Annotated in this window: 19 protein-coding genes; 12 read left to right on the forward strand and 7 right to left on the reverse strand. The window is 74.1% G+C overall.

Annotation, left to right across the window (positions count from 1 at the left end):
- Nucleotides 1-8 precede the first annotated feature (8 nt).
- Both OG937_33915 and OG937_33920 read right to left on the reverse strand, forming a co-directional pair.
- Nucleotides 9-1,469: an aldehyde dehydrogenase family protein gene (locus tag OG937_33915; GenBank protein ID WUD76334.1), complete on the reverse strand. Its 1,461-nt coding sequence runs from the start codon at nucleotides 1,467-1,469 to the stop codon at nucleotides 9-11.
- Between the two features lie 231 nt (nucleotides 1,470-1,700).
- Nucleotides 1,701-2,096, reverse strand: a complete 396-nt coding sequence (locus OG937_33920) for a DUF5997 family protein (protein ID WUD76335.1) — start codon at nucleotides 2,094-2,096, stop codon at nucleotides 1,701-1,703.
- A gap of 59 nt (nucleotides 2,097-2,155) precedes the next feature.
- Here OG937_33920 and OG937_33925 point away from each other — a divergent pair, with 59 nt between their 5' ends.
- From OG937_33925 to OG937_33955, 7 genes are all read left to right on the forward strand, one after another.
- Nucleotides 2,156-2,914, forward strand: coding sequence for a LysR substrate-binding domain-containing protein (locus OG937_33925; protein WUD76336.1), 759 nt, complete (start codon nucleotides 2,156-2,158; stop codon nucleotides 2,912-2,914).
- Nucleotides 2,915-3,214: 300 nt separating this feature from the next.
- Nucleotides 3,215-4,243 (forward strand): N-acetyl-gamma-glutamyl-phosphate reductase, encoded by a 1,029-nt coding sequence (gene argC / locus OG937_33930; protein WUD76337.1) that lies wholly within the window; start codon nucleotides 3,215-3,217, stop codon nucleotides 4,241-4,243.
- On the forward strand, nucleotides 4,240-4,428 hold the full coding sequence (locus OG937_33935; GenBank protein ID WUD76338.1) for a hypothetical protein: 189 nt from the start codon (nucleotides 4,240-4,242) through the stop codon (nucleotides 4,426-4,428). The genes argC and OG937_33935 overlap by 4 nt, the downstream gene beginning before the upstream one ends.
- Entirely contained in the window at nucleotides 4,425-5,576 is a 1,152-nt protein-coding gene (gene argJ, locus OG937_33940) for a bifunctional glutamate N-acetyltransferase/amino-acid acetyltransferase ArgJ (GenBank protein ID WUD76339.1), read from the forward strand. The genes OG937_33935 and argJ overlap by 4 nt, the downstream gene beginning before the upstream one ends.
- Nucleotides 5,573-6,505 carry an acetylglutamate kinase gene (argB, locus tag OG937_33945; GenBank protein ID WUD76340.1) on the forward strand — a complete coding sequence of 311 codons (933 nt, stop codon included), beginning with the start codon at nucleotides 5,573-5,575 and terminating at the stop codon, nucleotides 6,503-6,505. The genes argJ and argB overlap by 4 nt, the downstream gene beginning before the upstream one ends.
- On the forward strand, nucleotides 6,502-7,719 hold the full coding sequence (locus tag OG937_33950) for an acetylornithine transaminase (GenBank protein ID WUD76341.1): 1,218 nt from the start codon (nucleotides 6,502-6,504) through the stop codon (nucleotides 7,717-7,719). Before argB ends, OG937_33950 begins: the two co-directional genes overlap by 4 nt.
- A 7-nt stretch (nucleotides 7,720-7,726) precedes the next feature.
- Complete coding sequence (locus tag OG937_33955; protein ID WUD76342.1) at nucleotides 7,727-8,263, forward strand: arginine repressor; 537 nt, start codon at nucleotides 7,727-7,729, stop codon at nucleotides 8,261-8,263.
- Nucleotides 8,264-8,282: 19 nt separating this feature from the next.
- On the opposite strand, the gene OG937_33960 is transcribed toward OG937_33955, so the two are convergent.
- Genes OG937_33960 through OG937_33975 form a run of 4 tightly spaced genes read right to left on the reverse strand, consistent with a single transcriptional unit; the run spans nucleotide 8,283 to nucleotide 11,805 of the window.
- Complete coding sequence (locus OG937_33960; GenBank protein ID WUD76343.1) at nucleotides 8,283-9,062, reverse strand: SDR family oxidoreductase; 780 nt, start codon at nucleotides 9,060-9,062, stop codon at nucleotides 8,283-8,285.
- A gap of 34 nt (nucleotides 9,063-9,096) precedes the next feature.
- Entirely contained in the window at nucleotides 9,097-9,873 is a 777-nt protein-coding gene (locus tag OG937_33965) for an FAD:protein FMN transferase (GenBank protein ID WUD76344.1), read from the reverse strand.
- Nucleotides 9,874-9,875: 2 nt separating this feature from the next.
- Nucleotides 9,876-10,412, reverse strand: a complete 537-nt coding sequence (locus OG937_33970) for an FMN-binding protein (protein ID WUD76345.1) — start codon at nucleotides 10,410-10,412, stop codon at nucleotides 9,876-9,878.
- 7 nt (nucleotides 10,413-10,419) lie between these two features.
- A complete protein-coding gene (locus OG937_33975; GenBank protein WUD76346.1) occupies nucleotides 10,420-11,805 on the reverse strand; it encodes a ferredoxin reductase family protein in 1,386 nt (461 codons plus the stop codon).
- A 281-nt stretch (nucleotides 11,806-12,086) separates the two neighbouring features.
- Here OG937_33975 and OG937_33980 point away from each other — a divergent pair, with 281 nt between their 5' ends.
- From OG937_33980 to OG937_33995, 4 genes are all read left to right on the forward strand, one after another.
- Nucleotides 12,087-13,280, forward strand: coding sequence for an argininosuccinate synthase (locus OG937_33980; protein WUD76347.1), 1,194 nt, complete (start codon nucleotides 12,087-12,089; stop codon nucleotides 13,278-13,280).
- A 90-nt stretch (nucleotides 13,281-13,370) separates the two neighbouring features.
- The gene (argH, locus tag OG937_33985; GenBank protein ID WUD76348.1) at nucleotides 13,371-14,798 is read left to right on the forward strand and encodes an argininosuccinate lyase; all 1,428 of its coding nucleotides are present in this window, start codon (nucleotides 13,371-13,373) and stop codon (nucleotides 14,796-14,798) included.
- A gap of 99 nt (nucleotides 14,799-14,897) precedes the next feature.
- Complete coding sequence (locus OG937_33990; protein ID WUD76349.1) at nucleotides 14,898-15,455, forward strand: TetR/AcrR family transcriptional regulator; 558 nt, start codon at nucleotides 14,898-14,900, stop codon at nucleotides 15,453-15,455.
- On the forward strand, nucleotides 15,452-16,900 hold the full coding sequence (locus tag OG937_33995) for an MFS transporter (protein ID WUD76350.1): 1,449 nt from the start codon (nucleotides 15,452-15,454) through the stop codon (nucleotides 16,898-16,900). The genes OG937_33990 and OG937_33995 overlap by 4 nt, the downstream gene beginning before the upstream one ends.
- A gap of 48 nt (nucleotides 16,901-16,948) precedes the next feature.
- Here OG937_33995 and OG937_34000 read toward each other — a convergent pair whose 3' ends face one another.
- Nucleotides 16,949-17,671 carry a hypothetical protein gene (locus tag OG937_34000; GenBank protein ID WUD76351.1) on the reverse strand — a complete coding sequence of 241 codons (723 nt, stop codon included), beginning with the start codon at nucleotides 17,669-17,671 and terminating at the stop codon, nucleotides 16,949-16,951.
- Nucleotides 17,672-17,832: 161 nt separating this feature from the next.
- Here OG937_34000 and OG937_34005 point away from each other — a divergent pair, with 161 nt between their 5' ends.
- A complete protein-coding gene (locus OG937_34005) occupies nucleotides 17,833-22,254 on the forward strand; it encodes a tetratricopeptide repeat protein (GenBank protein ID WUD76352.1) in 4,422 nt (1,473 codons plus the stop codon).
- The last annotated feature ends 57 nt before the right edge of the window (nucleotides 22,255-22,311 follow it).

The raw sequence follows: 22,311 nt of genomic DNA on the forward strand, positions 1-22,311 counted from the left end.
CACGGGGTTCAGAACGGGTAGTGCGCCTGCTGCGTGGCCAGGGTGACCCAGCGGGTGTTGGAGAACGCCTCCAGGCCCCAGCGGCCGCCGAAGCGGCCGTAGCCGGAGGCCTTGAAGCCGCCGAACGGCGCCTGCGGCTCGTCCGCCACGGACTGGTCGTTGACGTGCACGATGCCGGTGCGCAGCCGGCGGGCGACGGCGAGCCCGTGGGTGCCGTTCTCGGTGATGACGCCCGCGGTCAGACCGTGGTCGGTGTCGTTGGCCAGGGCCACGGCCTCGTCGTCGTCGGCGAAGGAGGCCACGGTGACGACGGGGCCGAAGGCCTCCCCGTAGTAGACCTCCGCGTCCTTGGGCACGTCCCGCAGCACGGTGGCCGGGTGCACCGCGCCGTCCGGTTCACCGCCGCCGGTCAGCACGGTGGCGCCCTTGGCGACCGCGTCCCGCACCAGCTCCGCGACGCGCCGCGCGGAGGCGGAGCTCACCAGCGGGCCGATCACGGTGTGCGGGTGCGAGGGGTCGCCCGAGGGCAGCGTGCCGACCTTGGCGGCGAACTTGGCCGTGAACTCCTCGGCGAGGCTCTCGTGGACGAGGATCCGGTCGCCGGACATGCAGATCTGCCCGGAGTTGAGGAAGACGCCGAAGACGGCGGCGTCGACGGCGTAGTCCACGTCGGCGTCGTCCAGCACGACGATCGCGTTCTTGCCGCCGAGCTCCAGCACGGCGGGCTTGAGGTGGCGCGCGGCATGGGTGCCGATGATCCGCCCGACCTCGGTCGACCCGGTGAAGTTGACGATGCGGACCCTCGGGTCGGCGATGAGGGCCTCGGCGACCGCCGCCGCGTCCTCACGGGCGTTGGTCACCACGTTCAGCACGCCGTCGGGCAGCCCGGCCTCGCGCAGCACGTCCGCGACGAACAGGCCGCAGGCCACCGGGGCGTCCTCGCTCGGCTTCACCACCACCGTGTTGCCCGCCGCCAGCGGCGCGGCGACCGCGCGGACACCCAGGATGACCGGAGCGTTCCACGGTGCGAAGGCGCCCACGACGCCGACCGGCTCGCGCACCGCCATGCCGAGGACGCCCTCCTCCTGCGCGCTCAGCACCTCACCGCGCGGCGCGGTGATGGCGGCGGCCACCTCGCGCAGGATGTTGGCGGCCAGCCCGACGTTGAAGTACGCCCAGGGGCGCGTGCCGCCGGCCTCGTGCGCCATGATCTCGGCGGCCTGCTCGGTGCGGGCCTCCAGCAGGTCGGCCGCGGTCAGGAAGATCTTGCGCCGCGCGAACGGGCTGAGCGCCGCCCACTCCGGGAACGCGGCCTCGGCCGCGTCCACCGCCCGGGTGATGTCCTCGGCACCCCCGGCGGCCACGGTCGCGTACACCTCCCCGGTGAAGGGGCTCACGTCCTCGGCCGTGCGTCCGGAGACGGCCGGGACGTCCTTGCCGCCGATCAGCAGTTCGCGGGTGATGGTCATGGCAGCCCCTGTCTGGCACGCGAACGCCCTCGTTCGCACAGTGAACTATCGTTCATTGAACGTTTGAGCACTGAGTCTGCGACGCGCCCACCGCGCTGTCAACGGACCGGAACGCGCTTTGTGGGGGTGGCGGGAGCCGCCTGTGTCCAGGGTGCAGCGCCGTGGCGGGTGGAAACGACGCCGCCCCGCGCGGTGGGCGCGGGGCGGCGTACGGCGGCGAGGGTGGGGGCGTCAGGCGTCGGCGCCGTCGGCGCGCTCCGCGTCGCGCTCCTTGAGGCGGGCGGCCTCCTTGCGGACCTCGGCCTGGGTTGCGCGCTCCTTCTGCAGCCACTCGGGCTCTTCCTGCTTCAGCGCCTCGATCTGCTCCGTGGTGAGCGCCTCGGTGACCCCGCCGCGGGCGAGGCCGGAGTTGGAGATGCCCAGCTTCGCCGCCACCACCGGGCGCGGGTGCGGGCCGTTGCGGCGCAGCTCCCGGAGCCACTCGGGCGGGTCGGCCTGCAGCGCGTTCAGCTCGTCGCGCGACACGACGCCCTCCCGGAACTCGGCGGGGGTGGCCTCGAGGTACACACCCAGCTTCTTCGCCGCCGTGGCGGGCTTCATGGTCTGGGCGGATTGGTGCGACGTCATGCCTCAAGGATATCGATCGCGGGAGCGGTCCCCGACCGGCGCCGGGGTAGCCTGGCCGGATGACCGGCTCGGAAGCTCCCCCCTCGTTCCGCCTCGCCTACGTCCCGGGCGTGACCCCCGCCAAATGGGTGCGGACCTGGCAGGAGCGGCTGCCGGACGTTCCGCTCGACCTCGTCATGGTCACGGCCGCCGAGGTTCCCGGGGTGCTCCGCGGCCTCGACGCGGACGCGGGCTTCGTACGGCTGCCGATCGACCGGACGGACCTCAGCGCCATCCCCCTCTACACGGAGACGACGGTCGTCGTCGTCCCCAAGGACCACCTCGTGGCGGCCGCCGACGAGGTGTCGCTGGCGGACCTGGCCGACGACGTGGTGTTCCACCCCCTCGACGACACCCTGGACTGGGGGGAGCTCCCCGGGCGGCCCGCGATCGAGCGCCCGGCCACGACCGCGGACGCCGTCGAGCTCGTCGCGGCGGGCGTGGGGGTGCTGGTCGTGCCGCAGTCGCTGGCGCGTCTGCACCACCGGCGTGACCTCACCTACCGCACGGTCGTCGACGCCCCGCAGTCGCGGGTGGCCCTGTCGTGGCGCGAGGACACCACGACCGACCGGGTCGAGGACTTCATCGGCATCGTGCGCGGCCGCACCGTCAACAGCTCCCGCGGCCGTACCCAGGCACAGACCCAGCCGCAGCCGAAGAAGCAGCGCCCCGAGGAGGGGGCGGCGCGGCGCAAGCCCGCGGCGGGCAGGTCGTCCGGCCGTACGTCCGCCAAGACCCCCCGCCCCGCGAAGCGCGGCAAGCCCCGCCGCCGTTCGTAGACGGGGTGAGGACGGGCACGGACGATGCGGCCCGGATCCGGCCGGAGCGGGCAGGCGCCGGGCCGGGCTCCGTCGCCCCGCCGGGCTGACCTGCGGAGAGTTCGCCCAGTGTTCGCCGGTCGGCGCGCGGCCGCCACCGGGCGGAAGTCCGGACGCCAACCGGGGCGCCGAGACTCGCCGGACTCCGGGGCGCCCCACCGCGCCCCAGGGCAACGGGGCCGGAAGGGGCCGGAACGGGCCGGAAAGCTTTGCATAAAAGTTCCGAGCGCCGTATAGTCATGCCATCGAAGAGGAGGGTCCATGGCATTCCGGGCAGCGGTGGCGGGAGCGAGCGGGTACGCGGGCGGGGAGATCCTGCGCCTGTTGCTGAACCACCCCGAGATCGAGATCGGCGCGCTCACCGGGAACACCAACGCGGGGCAGCGCCTCGGCGGCCTGCAGCCGCATCTGCTGCCGCTGGCCGACCGCGTCCTGGAGGCGACCGGCGTGGAGGCGCTGGCCGGACACGACGTCGTCTTCCTCGCGCTGCCGCACGGGCAGTCGGCCGCCGTCGCCGAGCAGCTCGGTGACACGGCCCTCGTCGTCGACTGCGGCGCCGACTTCCGGCTCGAGGACGCCGCGGACTGGGAGCGGTTCTACGGCTCCCCGCACGCGGGCACGTGGCCTTACGGCCTTCCGGAGCTGCCGGGTGCGCGCGCCGCGCTGGCGGGCTCCAGGCGCATCGCGGTGCCCGGTTGCTACCCCACCGCGGTCACGCTCGCGCTCTTCCCCGCGTACGCGGCGGGCCTGGTGGAGCCCGAGGCCGTCGTCGTCGCCGCGTCCGGCACCTCCGGTGCGGGCAAGGCCGCCAAGCCGCACCTGCTGGGCAGCGAGGTCATGGGCAACATGACCCCGTACGGCGTCGGCGGTACGCACCGGCACACCCCCGAGATGATCCAGAACCTCTCCGGCGTGGCCGGGGAGCGGGTCTCCGTCTCCTTCACCCCGACGCTGGCGCCGATGCCCCGCGGCATCCTCGCCACCTGCAGCGCCAAGGCCAGGCCCGGCACGACCGCCGCCGCCGTACGGGCCGCCTACGAGAAGGCGCTGGCCGACGAACCGTTCGCGCACCTGCTGCCGGAGGGCCAGTGGCCCGCCACCGCCGCCGTGTACGGCTCGAACGCCGCGCTGATCCAGGTCGCCTACGACGAGGCCGCCGGCCGGGTCGTCGTCGTCAGCGCCATCGACAACCTCACCAAGGGGACCGCCGGCGGCGCCGTGCAGAGCATGAACATCGCGCTCGGCCTCCCCGAGGGACTGGGCCTGAGCACCGCGGGGGTCGCACCATGACCCCCCGCCCCGCCGCCCGCGCCCGCCGCGCCGTCGCCGAGCTGCTCACCCGGGCCGCGCCCTGCGGCGCGGCGGCCGACGCGCACGGCACGGCCCCGGTGACCGGGCCGTACACCGACATCACGGCGAAGGCCGCGCCCCTGCGGTGCGTCGGCCCACAAGCGGACAAGGAGACGACACAGTGAGCGTCACGGCAGCACGGGGATTCACGGCGGCGGGCATCGCCGCCGGGATCAAGGAGAACGGCAACCCGGACCTCGCCCTCGTGGTGAACAACGGTCCGCGGCTCGCCGCGGCCGGCGTCTTCACCTCCAACCGCGTCAAGGCCGCCCCCGTCCTGTGGTCGGAGCAGGTCCTCAAGGGCGGCCAGGTCTCCGCCGTCGTCCTCAACTCCGGTGGCGCCAACGCCTGTACGGGCCCCCTGGGCTTCCAGGACACCCACGCCACCGCCGAGGCGGTCGCCGACGCCCTCGGGCAGAGCGCGGGGGAGGTCGCCGTCTGCTCCACCGGGCTGATCGGCGTCCGGCTGCCGATGGACAAGCTGCTGCCGGGCGTCGCCAAGGCGGCGGCCGAGCTCTCCGCCCACGGCGGCGAGAAGGCCGCCATCGCCATCAAGACCACCGACACCGTGCACAAGACCGCCGTGTACGAGGGCGAGGGCTGGACGGTCGGCGGCATGGCCAAGGGCGCGGGCATGCTCGCACCGGGCCTGGCCACCATGCTGGTCGTCCTCACCACCGACGCCGACCTGGACTCCGCCGCCCTCGACGGGGCGCTGCGCGCCGCCACCCGCACCACCTTCGACCGGGCCGACTCCGACGGCTGCATGTCGACCAACGACACGGTGCTGCTGCTCGGCTCCGGCGCCTCCGGCGTCACCCCCGCACCGGAGCCCTTCGCCGCCGCCGTCGAGCAGGTCTGCGCCGACCTCGCCCGCCAGCTGATCCGCGACGCCGAAGGCGCCTCCAAGGACATCAAGATCGAGGTCGTCAACGCCGCGACCGAGGACGACGCCGTCGAGGTGGGCCGCTCCATCGCCCGCAACAACCTCCTCAAGTGCGCGATCCACGGCGAGGACCCCAACTGGGGACGGGTGCTCTCGGCGATCGGCACCACCTCCGCCGCCTTCGAGCCGGACCGCCTCAACGTCGCGATCAACGGCGTGTGGGTCTGCAAGTCCGGTTCTGTCGGCGAGGACCGCGAGCTGGTCGACATGCGCTACCGCGAGGTCCACATCACCGCCGACCTCGCCGCCGGCACCGAGACCGCGACCATCTGGACCAACGACCTGACCGCCGAGTACGTCCACGAGAACAGCGCCTACAGCTCATGAGCGCCCGCAAGCACACCGCCCTGCCCAAGGCGCAGATCCTGATCGAGGCGCTGCCCTGGCTGACCCGGCACCACGGCAAGACCGTCGTCATCAAGTTCGGCGGCAACGCCATGGTCGACGAGGCGCTGAAGGCGGCCTTCGCCCAGGACGTCGTCTTCCTGCGGCACGCCGGCCTCAAGCCGGTCGTGGTGCACGGCGGCGGCCCGCAGATCAGCGCGCAGCTCGACAAGCAGGGCCTGGTCAGCGAGTTCAAGGCGGGGCTGCGGGTCACCACCCCGGAGGCCATGGACGTCGTCCGCATGGTGCTCGCCGGGCAGGTGCAGCGCGAGCTGGTCAACCTGCTCAACCAGCACGGCCCGCTCGCCGTCGGCCTGACCGGCGAGGACGCCCACACCATCAGCGCGACCCGGCACCGCCCGATGATCGACGGCGAGGCCGTCGACATCGGCCGGGTCGGGCAGATCACCGAGATCGACACCGGCGCCATCCGGGCCCTGCTGGACGACGGCCGCATCCCGGTCGTCTCCTCCATCGCCCGCAGCGCCGACGACGGACACATCTACAACGTCAACGCCGACACCGCCGCGGCGGCGCTCGCGGCCGCGCTCGGCGCGGAGACCCTGATGGTCCTCACGGACGTCGAGGGCCTGTACGAGGACTGGCCGAACAGCGACGAGGTGATCAGCCGGCTCACCGCGAGCGAGCTGGAGAAACTGCTGCCCGAGCTGTCCAGCGGCATGGTGCCCAAGATGGAGGGGTGCCTGCACGCGGTGCGCAACGGCGTCCACACCGCCCGGGTCATCGACGGGCGGGTCCAGCACTCGATCCTGCTGGAGATCTTCACCGACGAGGGAATCGGCACGATGGTGGTACCCGACGGCGTCGAAGCGGCGGGCGGCACATCGCGACACGAAGGGGGACGGGCATGACCGGGACCGGCGACCAGGGGAACGAGGCGCTCACACGGCGCTGGCAGGGCTCCCTGATGGACAACTACGGCACCCCGCGGCTGCCCCTGGTCCGCGGCGAGGGCGCCCGGTACTGGGACGCCGACGGCAACGAGTACCTGGACTTCCTCGGCGGCATCGCGGTCAACGCCCTCGGCACCGCCCACCCCGCCGTCGTCCGCGCGGTCTCCGAGCAGATCGCGACCCTCGGCCACGTCTCCAACTTCTTCATCGCCGAGCCCACGGTCGCCCTCGCCGAGCGGCTGCTCCAGCTGTCCGGCCGGCCCGGCCGCGTGCTGTTCTGCAACTCCGGCGCCGAGGCCAACGAAGCAGCCTTCAAGATCGGCCGGCTGACGGGCCGTACGCACATGGTGGCCACCGACGGCGGCTTCCACGGCCGCACCATGGGCGCGCTCGCGCTCACCGGGCAGCCGGGGAAGCAGGAGTCCTTCCGCCCGCTGCCCGGTGACGTCACCCATGTGCCGTACGGCGACGCCGACGCGTTGCGCGCCGCCGTCACCGAGCGGACCGCGCTGGTGATGCTCGAGCCCGTCCAGGGCGAGAACGGCGTCATCGTGCCCCCGGCCGGATACCTGGCCGCCGCACGGGAGATCACCCGCGCCACCGGCACCCTGCTCGTCATGGACGAGGTGCAGACCGGCATCGGCCGCACCGGCCACTGGTTCGAGCACCAGGCGCAGGGCGTCGAGCCGGACGTCGTCACCCTCGCCAAGGCGCTCGGCGGCGGACTGCCTATCGGCGCCACCCTCGCCTTCGGCCCCGCGGCCGATCTGCTGACCCCCGGTCAGCACGGCACCACCTTCGGCGGCAACCCGGTGGCCTGTGCCGCTGCGCTCGCCGTCCTGGACACCATCGCCCAGGAGGGCGTGCTGGACAACGTCAAGCGCCAGGGCGAGAAACTGCGCCAGGGCGTCGAGGCGCTGGACCACCCTCTGGTCGATCACGTGCGCGGTGCGGGCCTCCTGCTGGGTATCGTGCTCACCGAGCCGCTCTCCGCGCAGGTGCAGAAGGCGGCTCAGGACGCCGGACTCCTGGTGAACGCCGCCGTACCCGACACGGTGCGGCTCGCCCCGCCGCTGATCCTCGGTGACGCCGAGGTGGACGCGTTCCTGGGGGCGCTGCCGGGTGTCCTCGACGCCGTACATGCCGCAGAGGGACACCGATCCGGAGAATGACACGACGATGAGCGAGGCGCAGCAGCAGGCCGGCGGGGGAGCCGCCGCCGTACCGCAGACCCGGATGGCACGCCACCGGCGGATCGTCGACATCCTGAACCGGCTGCCGGTGCGGTCCCAGAGCCAGCTCGCCAAGCTGCTCTCCGACGACGGGCTGAGCGTCACCCAGGCGACGCTCTCCCGTGACCTCGACGAACTGGGCGCGGTGAAGATCCGCACCAACAACGGCGAACTCATCTACGCAGTGCCCAGCGAGGGCGGTTTCCGCACCCCCATGGCGCCGCTCGGGGAGTCGGTGAAGGAGGAGCGGATGAGCCGCCTCGCCGGCGAGCTGCTGATCTCCGCGGAGGCCTCGGCCAACCTCGTCGTCGTCCGCACCCCGCCGGGCGCGGCGCAGTTCTTCGCGTCCGCGATCGACCAGGCCGAGGTGTACGACATCCTCGGCACGATCGCGGGCGACGACACGGTCATGCTGATCAGCCGGGACCCGGCCGGCGGGCAGGCGGTCGCCGACCACCTGCTGCGCCTGGCCGCGGGCGGTTAGGACCGGGCCCCGGGCCCGGTCAGACGACCGGGCTCAGGCCCCCGTCGACGTTGATGCCGGTGCCGGTGACGTAGCCGGCCCGGCCGGACAGCAGGAAGGCCACGAGGTCCGCGAACTCCTCGGCGCGGCCCACCCGGCCCAGCGGGATGCCGGACTCGCGGCCCATCGTGGCGTACAGCTCCTCGACGGTGATCCCGCGCTCCTCGGCCTGCCGGGTCCACTGGCCGCTCTCGACCAGGCCGACGAGCACGGCGTTGACCCGGATGTTGTCGGGCCCGAGCTCCTTGGACAGTGCCTTGGTCAGCGCGAGGCCGGCCGCGCGGGAGACCGAGGTCGGGGTGCTGCCCGCGCCGGGGGCCTTGGCGGAGACGGCGAGGGTGTTGACGACGCTGCCGCCCCCCGCGGCGCGCAGGTGGGGGAGGGCCAGCCGGGTCAGCCGTACCGCGGCGTGCAGCTTCAGCTGCAGGTCCTCCTCCCACACCGAGTCGTCCTGGCGCTCGAAGAAGCCGGCCGCGCTGCGCCCGGCGTTGTTGACCACGGCGTCGATCCGTCCCCAGCGCCCGTCGGCGGCGGCGACGAAGCGCTCGAGGTCCTCGGGGCGGGTGACGTCGGCCGGCACGCCCAGCACGTCGGCGCCGGTGGCGCCCAGTTCCTTCACCACGTGCTCGATGCGCTCGGGGTCACGTCCGCACAGCGCCACCTTGGCGCCCTCGGCGGTCAGCCGCCGGACAAGGGCCGCGCCGAGTCCGTCGGACCCTCCGGTGACCAGCACGACCTTGCCGTTCAGTTGCAGATCCATGTGACGCATTCTTGCCACCTGGAACAGCTGATCGTCAAGCGCTCAACTTGGCGACGAAACGCCCGAATCCCGAGGTGTGCCAGGTCGTGCCGTCGGGGGTGACGGCGAAGGCCTCCACATCGGGGAGTCCTTCCAGCCATTCCCGGGCCCGGCCGCCCATGGCGTAGCCGGCCGTCGCCCAGGTGTCCGCCTCGGTGAGGGAGGCGCACACGACGGTGAGCGACGCGAGTCCCCCGGCGGGCGGCGCGCCCGTGTGCGGGTCGAGGATGTGGCAGCCGCGTTCGGCGGGACCGGAGGTGGCGACGGCCAGCTCGCCGTCCGCCTCGACGACGGTGGCCAGCCCCCCGGGCCGCAGCGGATCGGCGATGCCGACCCGCCAGGGGCCGCCGGTCAACTGGACGTCGCCGCCGCCGTTGAGGCAGACCTTCCCGGCGCCCGCCGCCGCGATCGTCCTGGCGGCCCGCTCGACCGCCCAGCCCTTGACCAGGCCGGTGGGGTCGAGCGCGGTGCCGGGGCCCGCGTAGCGCGGGGTGAACCAGCCGTCGGTGCGGCGCTCGGCGTCCTCGCACCGCCCCAGGACCTCGCGCACCTCGGGTGAGCACTGCGCGAGGGCGAGTTCACCACGGCCCAGCCGGCTGATCTCGCTGTCGGCACGGAAGGTGGAGAACACCGCGTCGACCCGGTGCAGGCCCGCCACCGCCTCGTCCAGGGCCGCCCGGACGCGCGGCTCGCGGGCACCGCGCACGTCGAAGGAGAACACCGTCCCCATGCAGTGCTCCACGTGCCGCAGGCGCGGAGGGTTGTCGGACATCGTCAGGCACCGGCCTTGTCCAGGGCGCTCTGCAGCGACTTCCGGTAGCCCTCGCTGGTGAAGGAGGCACCGGAGACGGTGTCGATCTGCGCGCTCTGGGCGGTGACCGCGGCCTGGTCGAGCTGCGGGACGGCGGTGGCGGTGAGCTGGTCGCTGGTGGGGGTGCCCGCGGGCGCCTGGACGGCCGCGGCCGAGACGATCCGCCCCCCGTCGACCGTGATCTTGACCTGGACGGGACCGTAGCTGGTCTGCGCGACGTCCCCGGTGACGGTCTTCCGCGCGGGGGCGCCGCCCTGCTTCCCCGGGTCCTGCGCCCCGCCGGTGCCGCGTCCGTCCGCGGGGGCCGAGGCCACCGGCACCGACGGGTCCGGGCCGGCGGGCGAGGGGGCCGCGGAGACCGGCGGCACCTGCTGTGCCGGGGCCCCGGCCTGCGAGGTGAAGGGCGCCGTCGTCGGCTTCAGGGCGAGCAGCAGCACGACCCCGGAGACGGTCGTCACGCTGCTCAGGAGGATCCGGCGCAGCGGGTGCTTCTTCTTCACTCGGACCTCACATCTCGAAGGACTCGTGGTGGATACGGCGTTCGGGCACTCCCGCCTCGCGCAGCGCGGAGTACGACTCCTCGGCCAGCCCCGGGGGGCCGCACAGGTACACGTCGTGCCGGTCGATGTCCGGCAGCATTCGCCGCAGTCCCTGCGCGGTGATCTCCGGGCGGGCGCCGCCGGGTCCGTTCACCGCGTACACCAGGCGTGCGCCGCGTTCGGCGGCGATCTCCTCCAGCTCCGCCCACAGCGCGAGGTCCTGCCTGCTGCGGGCCCGGTACAGCAGCGTGAGGTCGCCGGGCGCGGCCGGCAGCGTCTCGAACAACGCCCGCAGCGGGGTGATCCCGGCGCCGCCCGCCAGCAGCAGCACCTTGCCGCCGCGGCGGCGGGAGGCCGTCATGGCGCCGTAGGGGCCCTCGGCCCACACCCGCGTGCCGGGTTCGAGCGAGGCCAGCGCGGAGCTGTGGCCGCCCACCGCCTTGACGGTGATCCGCAGCAGGTCGGGCCGGGGCGGCGCCGACAGCGAGTACGGGTTGGCGCTCCAGCGCAGCCCCGGGGCGAGGAAGCGCCAGCGGAAGAACTGGCCGGGCTCGGCGCCCAGGCGGTGCAGCCGGCGTCCCGTGATCAGCACCGAGACCACGCCCGGCGCCTCCTCGACGGTCTCTGCGACCCGCATGCGGTGCCTCATGTTGAGCCGGACCGGCACCAGCACCCGGTACCAGAGGACCAGCCCCGTCACCGAGCCGTACAACGCGTACCAGATGCCGCGCGCGGTGGCGCTGCCCGCGAACTCGGCGCCGGTGGCCAATTGGTGCCAGAAGGTCAGGTAGACCGCTGCGTAGGTCAGCAGGTGGACGTAGTACCAGGTCTCGTAGCGCAGCCGGCGGCGCAGGGCGCCCGCCGAGACGAAGCCGATGACCAGCAGCAGCACGGTGCCGGCCGTCGCCTCGATCATCCGCGGGTAGTCCAGGACCACGGAGACCGACTGCTGTACGAGCGGCTGCCCGGACTGCTCGGAGTAGCCCCACAGGATCAGCGCGACGTGGACGACGACCAGGCAGACGGCGTACCGGCCGCTCATCGCGTGCCAGCGGGCCACCCGGTCGCTGCCCACGCGCCGCTCCAGCGCGGGGACGCGCGCCATCTGCAGGACGACCAGGGCGATGGCGTAGCCGCCGAGCAGGCCGGTGATCCGGCCCGCCGCGGTGAGCCAGCCGGCGGTGGTCGGCTGGATGTAGGGGGTGTTGCCCCACCACAGCCACACGACCCCGGCGGCGCCCGCCCAGGCCAGGAGGAGCAGCGGGATCGCGGGGGAACGGCGGGGCCGGATCCGGCGCATGGCCTGCCGCCTGCCCGCCCTGCTGTTGTGGATCATCGTGGTCGTGGCCGCCATGCGCATGGGTACGCGCGGCTCCGCGCCCCTGCTCAAAGCCCGGTTTTCCGCCACGCGCCGTGCGTCGATGTGGTATTGCCGTGGGCTCCGCTGGGCGGCCGGGCACGGGCGGCCCGATCGTCCGTGGCGCGGCTGTCGCGGGGAGCGGCCGGCACGCCGGTGAGCTGCGACGACACGGCCGATTGACGAATCATGCGGAGGAGTGCATACTTATACCCATCAGCGTATGCATCACCATCGCCGCCATACGCACCGGACCTCGCGCACCAAAGGAGAGACCCGTGACCGAGCGCGTCGTACTCGCCTACTCGGGCGGACTGGACACCTCCGTCGCCATCGGATGGATCGCCGAGGAGACCGGCGCCGAGGTCATCGCCGTGGCCGTGGACGTCGGCCAGGGCGGCGAGGACCTGGACGTCATCCGCAAGCGGGCGCTCGCCTGCGGCGCGGTGGAGGCCGAGGTCGCCGACGCCAAGGACGAGTTCGCCGACGAGTACTGCCTCCCGGCGATCAAGGCCAACGCCCTCTACATGGACCGCTACCCGCTGGTCTCCGCGCTCTCCCGGCCGACCATCGTCAAGCACCTGGTGGCCGCCGCCAAGAAGCACGGCGCCTCGATCGTCGCCCACGGCTGCACCGGCAAGGGCAACGACCAGGTCCGCTTCGAGGCCGGCATCTCCTCCCTCGCCCCCGAGCTGACCTGCATCGCGCCGGTCCGCGACTACGCGATGACCCGGGACAAGGCGATCGCGTTCTGCGAGGAGAAGAACCTCCCCATCGCCACCACCAAGAAGTCCCCCTACTCGATCGACCAGAACGTCTTCGGGCGGGCCGTGGAGACGGGCTTCCTCGAGGACATCTGGAACGCCCCGATCGAGGACGTCTACGAGTACACCCAGAACCCGGCCGGGCCCCGCGAGGCCGACGAGGTGGTCATCACCTTCAAGCAGGGCGTCCCGGTCGCCATCGACGGCAAGCCGGTCACCGTCCTGCAGGCCATCCAGCAGCTCAACGAGCGCGCGGGCGCCCAGGGCGTCGGCCGGATCGACATGGTCGAGGACCGCCTGGTCGGCATCAAGTCCCGCGAGGTGTACGAGGCTCCGGGCGCGATCGCCCTGATCACCGCCCACCAGGAGCTGGAGAACGTCACCGTCGAGCGCGAACTCGCCCGCTACAAGCGGCAGGTCGAGCAGCGCTGGGGCGAGCTGGTCTACGACGGCCTGTGGTTCTCCCCGCTCAAGCGGGCCCTGGACGGCTTCATCGACGAGGCCAACCAGCACGTCACCGGCGACATCCGGATGACCCTGCACGGCGGCCGCGCCGTCGTCACCGGCCGGAAGTCCGACCAGTCCCTGTACGACTTCAACCTGGCGACCTACGACACCGGCGACACGTTCGACCAGTCGCTCTCGAAGGGCTTCATCGAGATCTTCGGCATGTCGTCGAAGATCGCGGCCAAGCGCGACCTGGCCTAGTCAGTAGCCTCGACCACGGCAGCCCGCCTCCCCGCCCCTGCCGGCGGGGAGGCGGCCGCACATCCACCCCCGAGGGAAGCGAGCAGACCAGTGAGCACCAACAGCGGCGACGTCCGGCTCTGGGGCGGCCGTTTCGCCGACGGTCCCGCGGAGGCGCTGGCCAAACTCTCCGCGTCCGTCCACTTCGACTGGCGGCTCGCGCCGTACGACATCGCCGGCTCCCGCGCCCACGCGCGCGTGCTGCACAAGGCGGGCCTGCTGAGCGACGTCGAGCTGACCCGCATGCTCGCCGGCCTCGACCAGCTGGAGTCCGACGTCGCCGACGGCTCCTTCACCGGGACCATCGCCGACGAGGACGTCCACACCGCCCTGGAGCGCGGCCTGCTGGAGCGGCTCGGCCCCGACCTCGGGGGCAAGCTGCGGGCCGGCCGGTCCCGCAACGACCAGGTCGCCACGCTCTTCCGGATGTACCTGCGCGACCACGCCCGGATCGTCGGGGGCCTGATCGCCGAGCTGCAGCACGCCCTGGTCCGGCTCGCCGAGACGCACATCGACGTCGCCATGCCCGGCCGCACCCACCTGCAGCACGCCCAGCCGGTGCTCTTCGCCCACCATGTGCTCGCCCACGTCCAGGCGCTGTCCCGGGACGCCGAGCGGCTGCGTCAGTGGGACGTGCGGACCGCGGTCTCGCCGTACGGCTCCGGCGCGCTGGCCGGTTCCTCGCTCGGGCTCGACCCGGAGGCGGTCGCCAGGGACCTCGGCTTCGAGCACGGCTCGGTGGCCAACTCCATCGACGGCACGGCCTCGCGCGACTTCGTCGCCGAGTTCGCCTTCGTCACCGCCATGATCGGCGTCGACCTCTCGCGGATCGCGGAGGAGGTCATCATCTGGAACACGAAGGAGTTCTCCTTCGTCACCCTCCACGACGCCTTCTCCACCGGCTCGTCGATCATGCCGCAGAAGAAGAACCCGGACATCGCGGAACTCGCACGCGGCAAGTCCGGGCGGCTCATCGGCAACCTGACCGGCCTGCTCGCCACGCTGAAGGCGCTGCCCCTGGCGTACAACCGCGACCTGCAGGAGGACAAGGAGCCGGTCTTCGACTCCTGCGACACCCTCGAGGTCCTGCTGCCCGCCTTCACGGGCATGATGGCCACGCTCACCGTCCACCGGGAGCGCATGGAGGAGCTCGCCCCGGCCGGCTTCTCGCTCGCCACGGACATCGCCGAGTGGCTGGTGAAGCGGGGGGTGCCCTTCCGTGTCGCGCACGAGGTCGCGGGGGAGTGCGTCAAGGTCTGCGAGGCCGAGGACATCGAGCTGGACCAGCTGACCGACGAGCAGTTCGCCAAGATCTCCCCGCACCTCACTCCCGAGGTGCGCACCGTGCTGAACGTGCCCGGCGCGCTGGCCGCCCGCGACGGCCGCGGCGGGACCGCGCCGTCGGCGGTGGTGGTCCAGCTCGCCGAGGTCAAGCGGGACCTCGCCGTCCAGTTGGCGTGGGCACAGGCCAAGGGCTGATCCCGCGAGCAGGGAGCCCGGCCGGGTCCGTCCACCCGGCCGGGCTTCTTCGTCGTCGTGCATGAGACACTCGTGTCTCATCTGGATTACCCTTGTCTCATGAGCTTCGATGGTGAGCAGGTCCTGCGGGACGCGGCCGACCTGCTGTCGCGGCGTGCCACCGCCTCCATGGACGAGATCGCCAAGGCCGCCGGCATCAGCCGGGCCACGCTCCACCGGCACTTCCCCGGCCGGGACGCGCTGGTGCGGGCCCTCGGCCTGCTCGGCATCGCGCAGACCGAGGAGCGCCTGGACGCCGCGCGCATCGAGGAGGGCGACCCCGTCGAGGCCGTCCGCCGGCTCATCACCGAGGCCGTGCCCGTCTCCGGTTTCCTGGCCTTCCTCTACGGCGAGAACCAGATCTACGACGTCGCCGAGATCAACGAAGGCTGGGCGCGCATCGACGCCCGGGTCGCCGCCCTCTTCCGGCGCGGCCAGGAAACCGGGGCGTTCCGCTACGACCTGACCCCCGCCTGGCTCGTCGAGGCGCTGTACGCGCTCATCGCCGCTTCGGCCTGGTCCGTCCAGGACGGCCGCATGGCCCGCCTCGACTCCGCCCGCATGGTCACCGAACTGCTGCTCGGCGGCATGCTGCGCGACCCCGGGAGCGGGTCGTGACCACCGCCGCACCCGTCACCACCCCGCGCCACGACGACCGCGGCCACCCGGGGCGCTGGCTCGCCCTCGGCGTCCTCACCCTCGCGCTGCTGCTCATCGCCGTCGACGCCACCGTGCTCGGCCTGGCCGTGCCCTTCCTCAGCGCGGACCTGCGGCCCACCTCCACCCAACTGCTGTGGATCGGCGACGTCTACTCCTTCGTCATCGCCGGCCTGCTCGTCTCCATGGGCGGCCTCGGCGACCGCGTCGGCCGCAAGCGGCTGCTGCTCACCGGCACCGCCGCCTTCGGCGCGCTCTCCGTGCTCGCCGCGTACGCCACCACCCCCGGCATGCTCATCACCGCCCGCGCCCTCATGGGCGTCGCGGGCGCCACCCTCATGCCGTCCACGCTCGCCCTCATCCGCACCCTCTTCCCCGACCCGCGCGAGCGGAGCTTCGCCATCGGCGTCTGGGGCGCCGTCTCGACCGCGGGCGCCGCCCTCGGCCCGGTCGTCGGCGGGATCCTCCTCGAGCACTTCTGGTGGGGCTCGGTCTTCCTCATCAACCTGCCCGTCATGGCCCTGCTGCTCGTCGTGGGCGCCCGGTTGCTGCCCGAGTCCCGTGACCCGGCGCCCGGCCCCTGGGACCCGGCCAGCGTCCTGCTCTCGCTGCTCGGCATGTTCGGCGTCGTCTACTGCATCAAGCAGCTCGCGGTGCACGGACCCGGACCCGGCGCGGCCGGTGCCGGAGTCCTCGGCGCGGCCTGCCTGTACACCTTCGTCCGCAGGCAACTCGCCCTGCCCAAGCCGCTGCTGGACATGCGTCTCTTCCGGCACCGGGGCTTCTCCGGCGCGGTGCTGGCGGACCTGCTCACCGTGCTCGGGCTCGCCGGGAGCGTCTTCTTCCTCTCCCAGTTCCTGCAGCTCGTCCAGGGCCGCTCCCCGCTCCAGGCGGGACTGTGCGAGCTCCCGGCGACCCTCGGCGCCGCCGCCACCGGGCTCGTCGCGGGCGCCGCCGCGCGCCGCTGGTCGGTCCGGGTCGCCGTCACGGGCGGCCTCGGCGCCACCGGACTCGCCTTGCTCGCCCTCCTGGCCCTGCGCCCCGGCACGGGCTACCTCTTCCTCGGCGCGGCCCTGCTGGTCGTCGGCGCCGGAGCCGGGCTGTCGTTCACCGTCACGGCCGACGTCATCCTTTCCAGCGTCCCGCCGCAGCAGGCCGGTGCCGCCTCCGGCGTCTCCGAGACCGCGTACGAACTCGGCGCCGCCCTCGGCATCGCCCTCCTGGGTTCCGTCGTCACCGGCATCTCCGGCGGCCCGGCCTCGGCCGACCCCGCCGCCTTCACCGACGGCCTGCGCGCCGCCTCCGGCGCCGGCGGCGCCGTCCTGCTGCTGGCCGCCACCGCCGCCTGGCGCCTGCTGCGCGGCCAGCGGCTCGCGGACGGCCGGGTCACCCCGGTGGGCCCCTGACGGCCCGACGGTCCGGGGCCGTGCCGCTTCCCCGTACCCGGGGCCGGGTCAGCCGGCCCGGGGGTCGTCGAGGGTGAAGACCGTCAGCCACTGCGAGCCGGCGGGCGTGTAGCCCAGGTCCATCAGCGCCGTGGTCACCGCGCGCATGTGCCCCGCGCCGTACAGGATCCCGGCGGTGAACGGCTCGGTACGGCCGGCGCGGGCGTGATGCACATGCGTCACCGCGTCGATCAGCAGGCGGTCGCGCCGGTGCACCACCAGGTCGTCCGTCCCCGTCCAGAATTCCGCGGCCTCCTCCTCGTCGTCGCTGGGCAGGTCCTCGAGCTGCAGATGCCGGGCGAGGAACCGGCGCGTGCCGAGCAGCCGCATGCCCGCGACGTAGACGGGGATGAGCGCGGCCAGTGTCGCGCGCTCCCTGAGCGGCACCCGCCGCCACCCGTCGTCGAACTCCTCACCGGTCATGTCCGGGCACACCACGGGCACGCCCAGCGTGGCGAAGTCGATGTCCTGGACGACCAGTCCCAGTCGCTCGTGGCCCGCGAGGCTGCGGTACGACCGCGTGAGCGCCAGCGCCGCCGTACCGCCCCGGACGCCCTCGGCGATCACCAGGTCGCACGAGGCGCGCAGACGGGCCGTCACCTCCGCGTAGAACGCCGGCTCCGCCAGGTGGACCATCGGGTACAGCTCGAAGGTCAGCGCCGTCCCGCGGCTGCGGAAGCGGATGACCGCAGACCGTACCCCTGCCAGCTCCGTGACCTCTATGTACTGCACGCGTCCCCCCGCCCCCGGCGGATCCGTCAATCGCGAGGACGCGCCACGAGAGCCGCGGGGTTGCACCGGCGCCCACGCGGACCACCGACGTCAACTCCCGGCGCACGGGGCCGGTTTGCAGTCCGTATGCTGCCGGTACCCGCCGCGGGGGAGGGAGCGCCATGAGCACGGACGCACAGTCCGGCCAGGACACCGACGTCCTGGCCGTCCTGAGGGAGCACACCCTCGACTGCCGCTACGAGGAGGCCGAGGCCCTCATCGGCGCCGAACTCGCCCGGGCGGAAGGCGACCCGGCACGAACGGCCCGACTGCACGTCGCGCGGGGCCGGTTGCGGCTGCGCCAGTACGAACACCCCGCGGCGCTCTCGGAGTTCGCCACGGCCCTGCGCCATGACCCGGAATGCGGCGCGGCGGCGGGGTGGCGCGTGGCGGCCCTCGACCGCATGGGCCGCCGCGACGAGGCCCTGGCCGAGGGCACGGCGGCCGCGGCGCGGCTCCCGGAGGCCGTGGACGTCCACACCGCGTTGGGCTGGCTGCACCACAACGCCTGCCGCTGGGACGAGGCCCTGGCGGCCTTCGAGCGGGCCACCGCCGTCGGACCGCGCCACGCGGAGGGCTGGATCGGCGCCGCGTGGACGCGTGTCGAGCTGGGCGACACCGCGGCCGCGCTGCGGGGCCTGGAGGACGCCGAGCGCGGCCTCGCCGACCCCGTCGAGGTCCGCAGCGCGGCCGTACGGATCGCGGCGAGCCGGAGCGGCGGCGAGGTCGCCCACGCCAAGCTGGTCTCCGCCCGCTCCCTGGACAGGGACGACATCGCCGTACTGACGGCGGAGGCCAGGTACGAGAGCGGTCGGGGGACGGGCCGGGCCGCACTGGAGGCCGCCGAGCGCCTCGTGGCCCGGTACGGCCGCCGGCCCGACGCCCACGTCGAACACGCCCGCTGCCTCCTCGAACTCGGGCGCCAGGACGAGGCGGCCCTGGCCTGTGACCGGGCGCTGGCGCTCGAACCGCACTGGGGGCTCGCGTGGGAGTACAAGGCCGCGGTGCAGCGGCTGAGCGGCGACCTGGCGGGAGCGCTGGTCACGAGCCGGCGGGCGGTGCGGGCGTGCCGTTACTCGCCGGGCGTCCGGCTCGAACTGGCCGTCGCCGAGCTTGCCGTCGGAGCACCCGACCGCGCCCTGGCCCTCACCGAGGAGGCGCTGGCACTCGATCCCTGCTCCGGCTGGGGGCTGGGCGTCCGGGCCGAGCTGCTGCTGCGCGGCGGCGACGTGGACGGGGCCGTCGCGGCCGTCGCGCACGCGGCCGCGCTGCGGCCCGCCGACCCGGAGGCACTGGCGAGCCTGGCCTGGGCCCTGGGCGCGGCCGCCCGGTACGACGAGGCGCTCGCCGCCCTGGCACGCGCCAGGGAGTTCGACCCCGGCGACACCTCCCTGATCGAGCGCGCCCTGGCCCTGCTGCGCAGCGCCCACCGCTGGGACGATGCGGCGGACATGATCGCCTCGCTGCGCGCCGCGGACCGTACAGGGCACCTGGAGGGCCTGCTCCTGGAGGAACAGGCCTGCCTGTCCTACGGGCGGGAGCAGTACGCCCGGGCCCTGGAGGAGTGCGAGGCCGCGCTGCGGGCGGAACCGGGACGCCGCTTCGCGGCCCGCCTGCGCGTGCGGTCCCTGCGCGGGCTCGGACGTCTCGCCGACGCCGAGGCCGCCGCCCGGGAGTGTGCCGAGGCCGCCGCCGACGACCCCGAGGCCCACGCCCTCCTGGCGACGGTCCTGTTCGCCGCGGAGCGCACCGACGAGGCACTGGCCGCCGTCGACCGCGCCCTGCTGCTCGACGGCCACTCGGCGGAGGTGCACGGCGCGCGGCTCGACGGCTTCCGGGAGGCGGAACGGTGGGACGAGGCCGAGGCCGCCCTGGAGGAGGCCGCGCGCCGGGGCGTACCCGCCGACGTCGTGGCCGCCCACCGTGCCAGGACGGCCCTGGGGCGGGACGACCACGATGAGGCTTTGGCCGCGGCCGAGGAGTGCCTGCGCCTGCGTCCGGACGACGCCGAGGCGCTGGAACTGCTCACCCTGGCGCACCTCGGCCGCGGAGACGCGCCCGCGGCCGAGTCCGCCGCGCGCCGGGCCGCCGCCGTGTCGCCGCCCCTTTCGGCGGCGGGCCCCTGCGTGCTCGCCCGGCTCTTCGGCGAGCTGGACCGCCCGGCAGAGGAGTGCACGGCGTACGAAGAGGCGCTGCGGCGTGAACCGGACCACCGTGACGCGCTGCTCGGCAGACTCTCCGCGCTGCGGAAGCTGGCGCGCTGGGACGAAGCCGAGCGGGCCGCGGAGGAGGCCGCCGGACTGCGGCCCGAGGACCCGGACGTGCTGATCGCCGTGGGCCGGCTGTACTCGGCGATGGAACGCCCCGGCGACGCGCTGCCCTTCGCCTGGCGCGCCGGCGAACTCACCGACGACGCCTCCGACGCCGTGGCTCTGCTGGCCTGGGTCCTGCGCCGGTCACGGCGCTGGGACGAGGCGGAGCAGGTGCTGCGGCGCAGCGTCGAACGCCGTCCCACGGCGCCGGACGCCCACATGGACCTGGCCTACTGCCTGTGGGACCAGGACAGGGACGCGGAGTGCCTGGAGAGCGTCGACCGCGCCCTCGCCCTGCGGCCCGACCGCGTCCGCACGCTGACCTTCAAGGTGGAGGTGCTGTGCGCGCTGCGGCGGTGGAACGAGGCGGAGGCCGTGGCGCGCCGGGCGCGCGGCAGCCACCCGGAGATCGCCGCCGCGCACGTCGCGACCGCCCAGGTGCTCGCCGGCACCTACCGCCGTGAGGAGGCGCTGCCCCACCTCCGGCGGGCCCTGCAGCTCGAACCGGACCACGAGTGGGCGTGCCGGCTGCTGGTCGGCACCCTCGCCGGGCTGGGCCGTTTCCAGGAGGCGGAACAGGCCGCGGAGGCGCTGCTCGGCCGGGTCCCGGACGCGGTGTCCGTGCGGTGCCGGCTGGCCGCCGTGCTCCGCGAGCAGCACCGGTACGACGAGGCCCTGGCCCAGTGCGAACGCGCCCTGGCCGACGACCCGTACAGCGTGGCCGCCCACGACCAGCGGGCCACCGCACTGCGCGAATGCGGCAGCCTGGACGAGGCCGAGAGCTGCGTCGAGGAGTTCACCCGAGGCCGCCCGCACCTGACGTCCATCCGGTTCGAGCTGGCGGCGGTGCACGCGGAGCGCGGCGACCACACCACGGCCCGGCGGGTCCTGGACGGGCTGCTGGAGTCCGCGCCCGGTCCCCTCGGCCGGGCCGAGGCCCGTGCCGCGACCGGCTGGGTAGCGCTGATGGACCAGCGTCCGCTGGACGCGGCGGACGCCTTCGGGGAGGTCCTGCGGCAGTGGCCGCACGACCACGACTTCCGCGTCGGCCGCGCCTGGTCGCTGGTGCGCCTGGCGGACCTCGCCCCCGGCGGCCCGCGGGCGGACGAGCGCCTCGCCGAGGCGGCCGCCCACTGCCGTGCCGTCAGCCGTGAGGACCCGCGCAACGCCGTCGCCCACACCTGCCTCGGGCTGATCGCGCACCGGCGTGGGGAGCCCGCCGCTGCCGAGCGGCACTTCGCCCGGGCCGTGGAACTGGACCCGTACGGGCGCTCCCACACCGAACTGGGCGCGCTCCACGTGCAGCTCGGCCGGTACACGGAGGCCGAGACCGTGCTGCGGCGGGCCGTGGAACTGGACTGGTACGACGTGCAGGCCCACGTCGAACTGGGCAGCCTGGCACTGCACCGGGCCCGGGAGGGCGGAGGCGACGCCACACTGGCGGAGGCGGCCGGCGAGTTCCGCCGGGCCGTCGCGGTGGACCCGGACAGCGGCAGCGCGGCCCTCGGGCTCGCGGTGGCGCTGGCGGAGGGCGCGGGGGACCTCGGCGCCGCCGAGGAGGAACTGCGTCGTGTGCTGGGCCGGCGCGGGGTGCGGGACCAGCCGCAGTGGCAGCTGCGGCTCGCGCTCGCGCGCCTGCTGGTGCAGGCCGGCGACGCCGAGCAGAGCGCCGACCGCTACCACGACGCGGGCGTGGAGGCCCGGGCCGCGATCCGGCTGGCCGAGCGCGAGGCCGAACCGCACTTCGTGGCCGGTGTCGTGGAGCAGCGCCTGGGCACGCAGACCGTCGACGTCCGGCTGAAACTGCTCCACCGGAGCCGGGCCCGGCGCTTCCTGACCCGCTGCCGCCGCCTCGACCCGGCGCACCAGGACGCGGAGCGGGCGCTGCGGCTGCTGGAGGAGGACGCCCGGGCCGCCCGGGGGAGCCGGCTGAGCAGTGCGGTGCTGGTGCTCGTGGCGACCGCCGTCCTCGCCGCGGCCTGGGTGGACTTCCTGTGGAAGCACCACGTCACCGCCGTGATGCTCACGACGCTGACGCCGGTGCTGGCCGGGCTCATCGCGGTCGGGTTCCTGCTGCCGGTGCTGATCCGGCTCAAACTCCCCGGGGGGATGGAGGCCGACCTGTCGGCGAGCATCGGCCAGATCTCCCGCGGCCCGCGCGGCGAGGTCGTGCTCGCCTCGGCACGGACGCCCGCCGGCAACGGGCCGGTCGGCCGGATGCCGCGCCTGTGACCGGGGGCGGAAAAGGGTGCGGGGAAGGGCGCGTGGACGGGGTGGGGGGTACGGGGG

The organism is Streptomyces sp. NBC_00510 (genome assembly GCA_036013505.1).
GTDB lineage: Bacteria > Actinomycetota > Actinomycetes > Streptomycetales > Streptomycetaceae > Actinacidiphila.

Bases quoted from the DNA above. Each gene is read 5' to 3' on its own strand.
- OG937_33965 (WUD76344.1), bottom strand. From the start codon at position 9,873: ATGTCCGACAACCCTCCGCGCCTGCGGCACGTGGAGCACTGCATGGGG.
- OG937_33915 (WUD76334.1), bottom strand. From the start codon at position 1,469: ATGACCATCACCCGCGAACTGCTGATCGGCGGCAAGGACGTCCCGGCC.
- OG937_33935 (WUD76338.1), top strand. From the start codon at position 4,240: ATGACCCCCCGCCCCGCCGCCCGCGCCCGCCGCGCCGTCGCCGAGCTG.
- OG937_33990 (WUD76349.1), top strand. From the start codon at position 14,898: ATGAGCTTCGATGGTGAGCAGGTCCTGCGGGACGCGGCCGACCTGCTG.
- argC (WUD76337.1), top strand. From the start codon at position 3,215: ATGGCATTCCGGGCAGCGGTGGCGGGAGCGAGCGGGTACGCGGGCGGG.
- argB (WUD76340.1), top strand. From the start codon at position 5,573: ATGAGCGCCCGCAAGCACACCGCCCTGCCCAAGGCGCAGATCCTGATC.
- OG937_33960 (WUD76343.1), bottom strand. From the start codon at position 9,062: ATGGATCTGCAACTGAACGGCAAGGTCGTGCTGGTCACCGGAGGGTCC.
- OG937_33920 (WUD76335.1), bottom strand. From the start codon at position 2,096: ATGACGTCGCACCAATCCGCCCAGACCATGAAGCCCGCCACGGCGGCG.
- OG937_33950 (WUD76341.1), top strand. From the start codon at position 6,502: ATGACCGGGACCGGCGACCAGGGGAACGAGGCGCTCACACGGCGCTGG.
- OG937_33975 (WUD76346.1), bottom strand. From the start codon at position 11,805: ATGGCGGCCACGACCACGATGATCCACAACAGCAGGGCGGGCAGGCGG.
- OG937_33955 (WUD76342.1), top strand. From the start codon at position 7,727: ATGAGCGAGGCGCAGCAGCAGGCCGGCGGGGGAGCCGCCGCCGTACCG.
- OG937_33925 (WUD76336.1), top strand. From the start codon at position 2,156: ATGACCGGCTCGGAAGCTCCCCCCTCGTTCCGCCTCGCCTACGTCCCG.
- OG937_34005 (WUD76352.1), top strand. From the start codon at position 17,833: ATGAGCACGGACGCACAGTCCGGCCAGGACACCGACGTCCTGGCCGTC.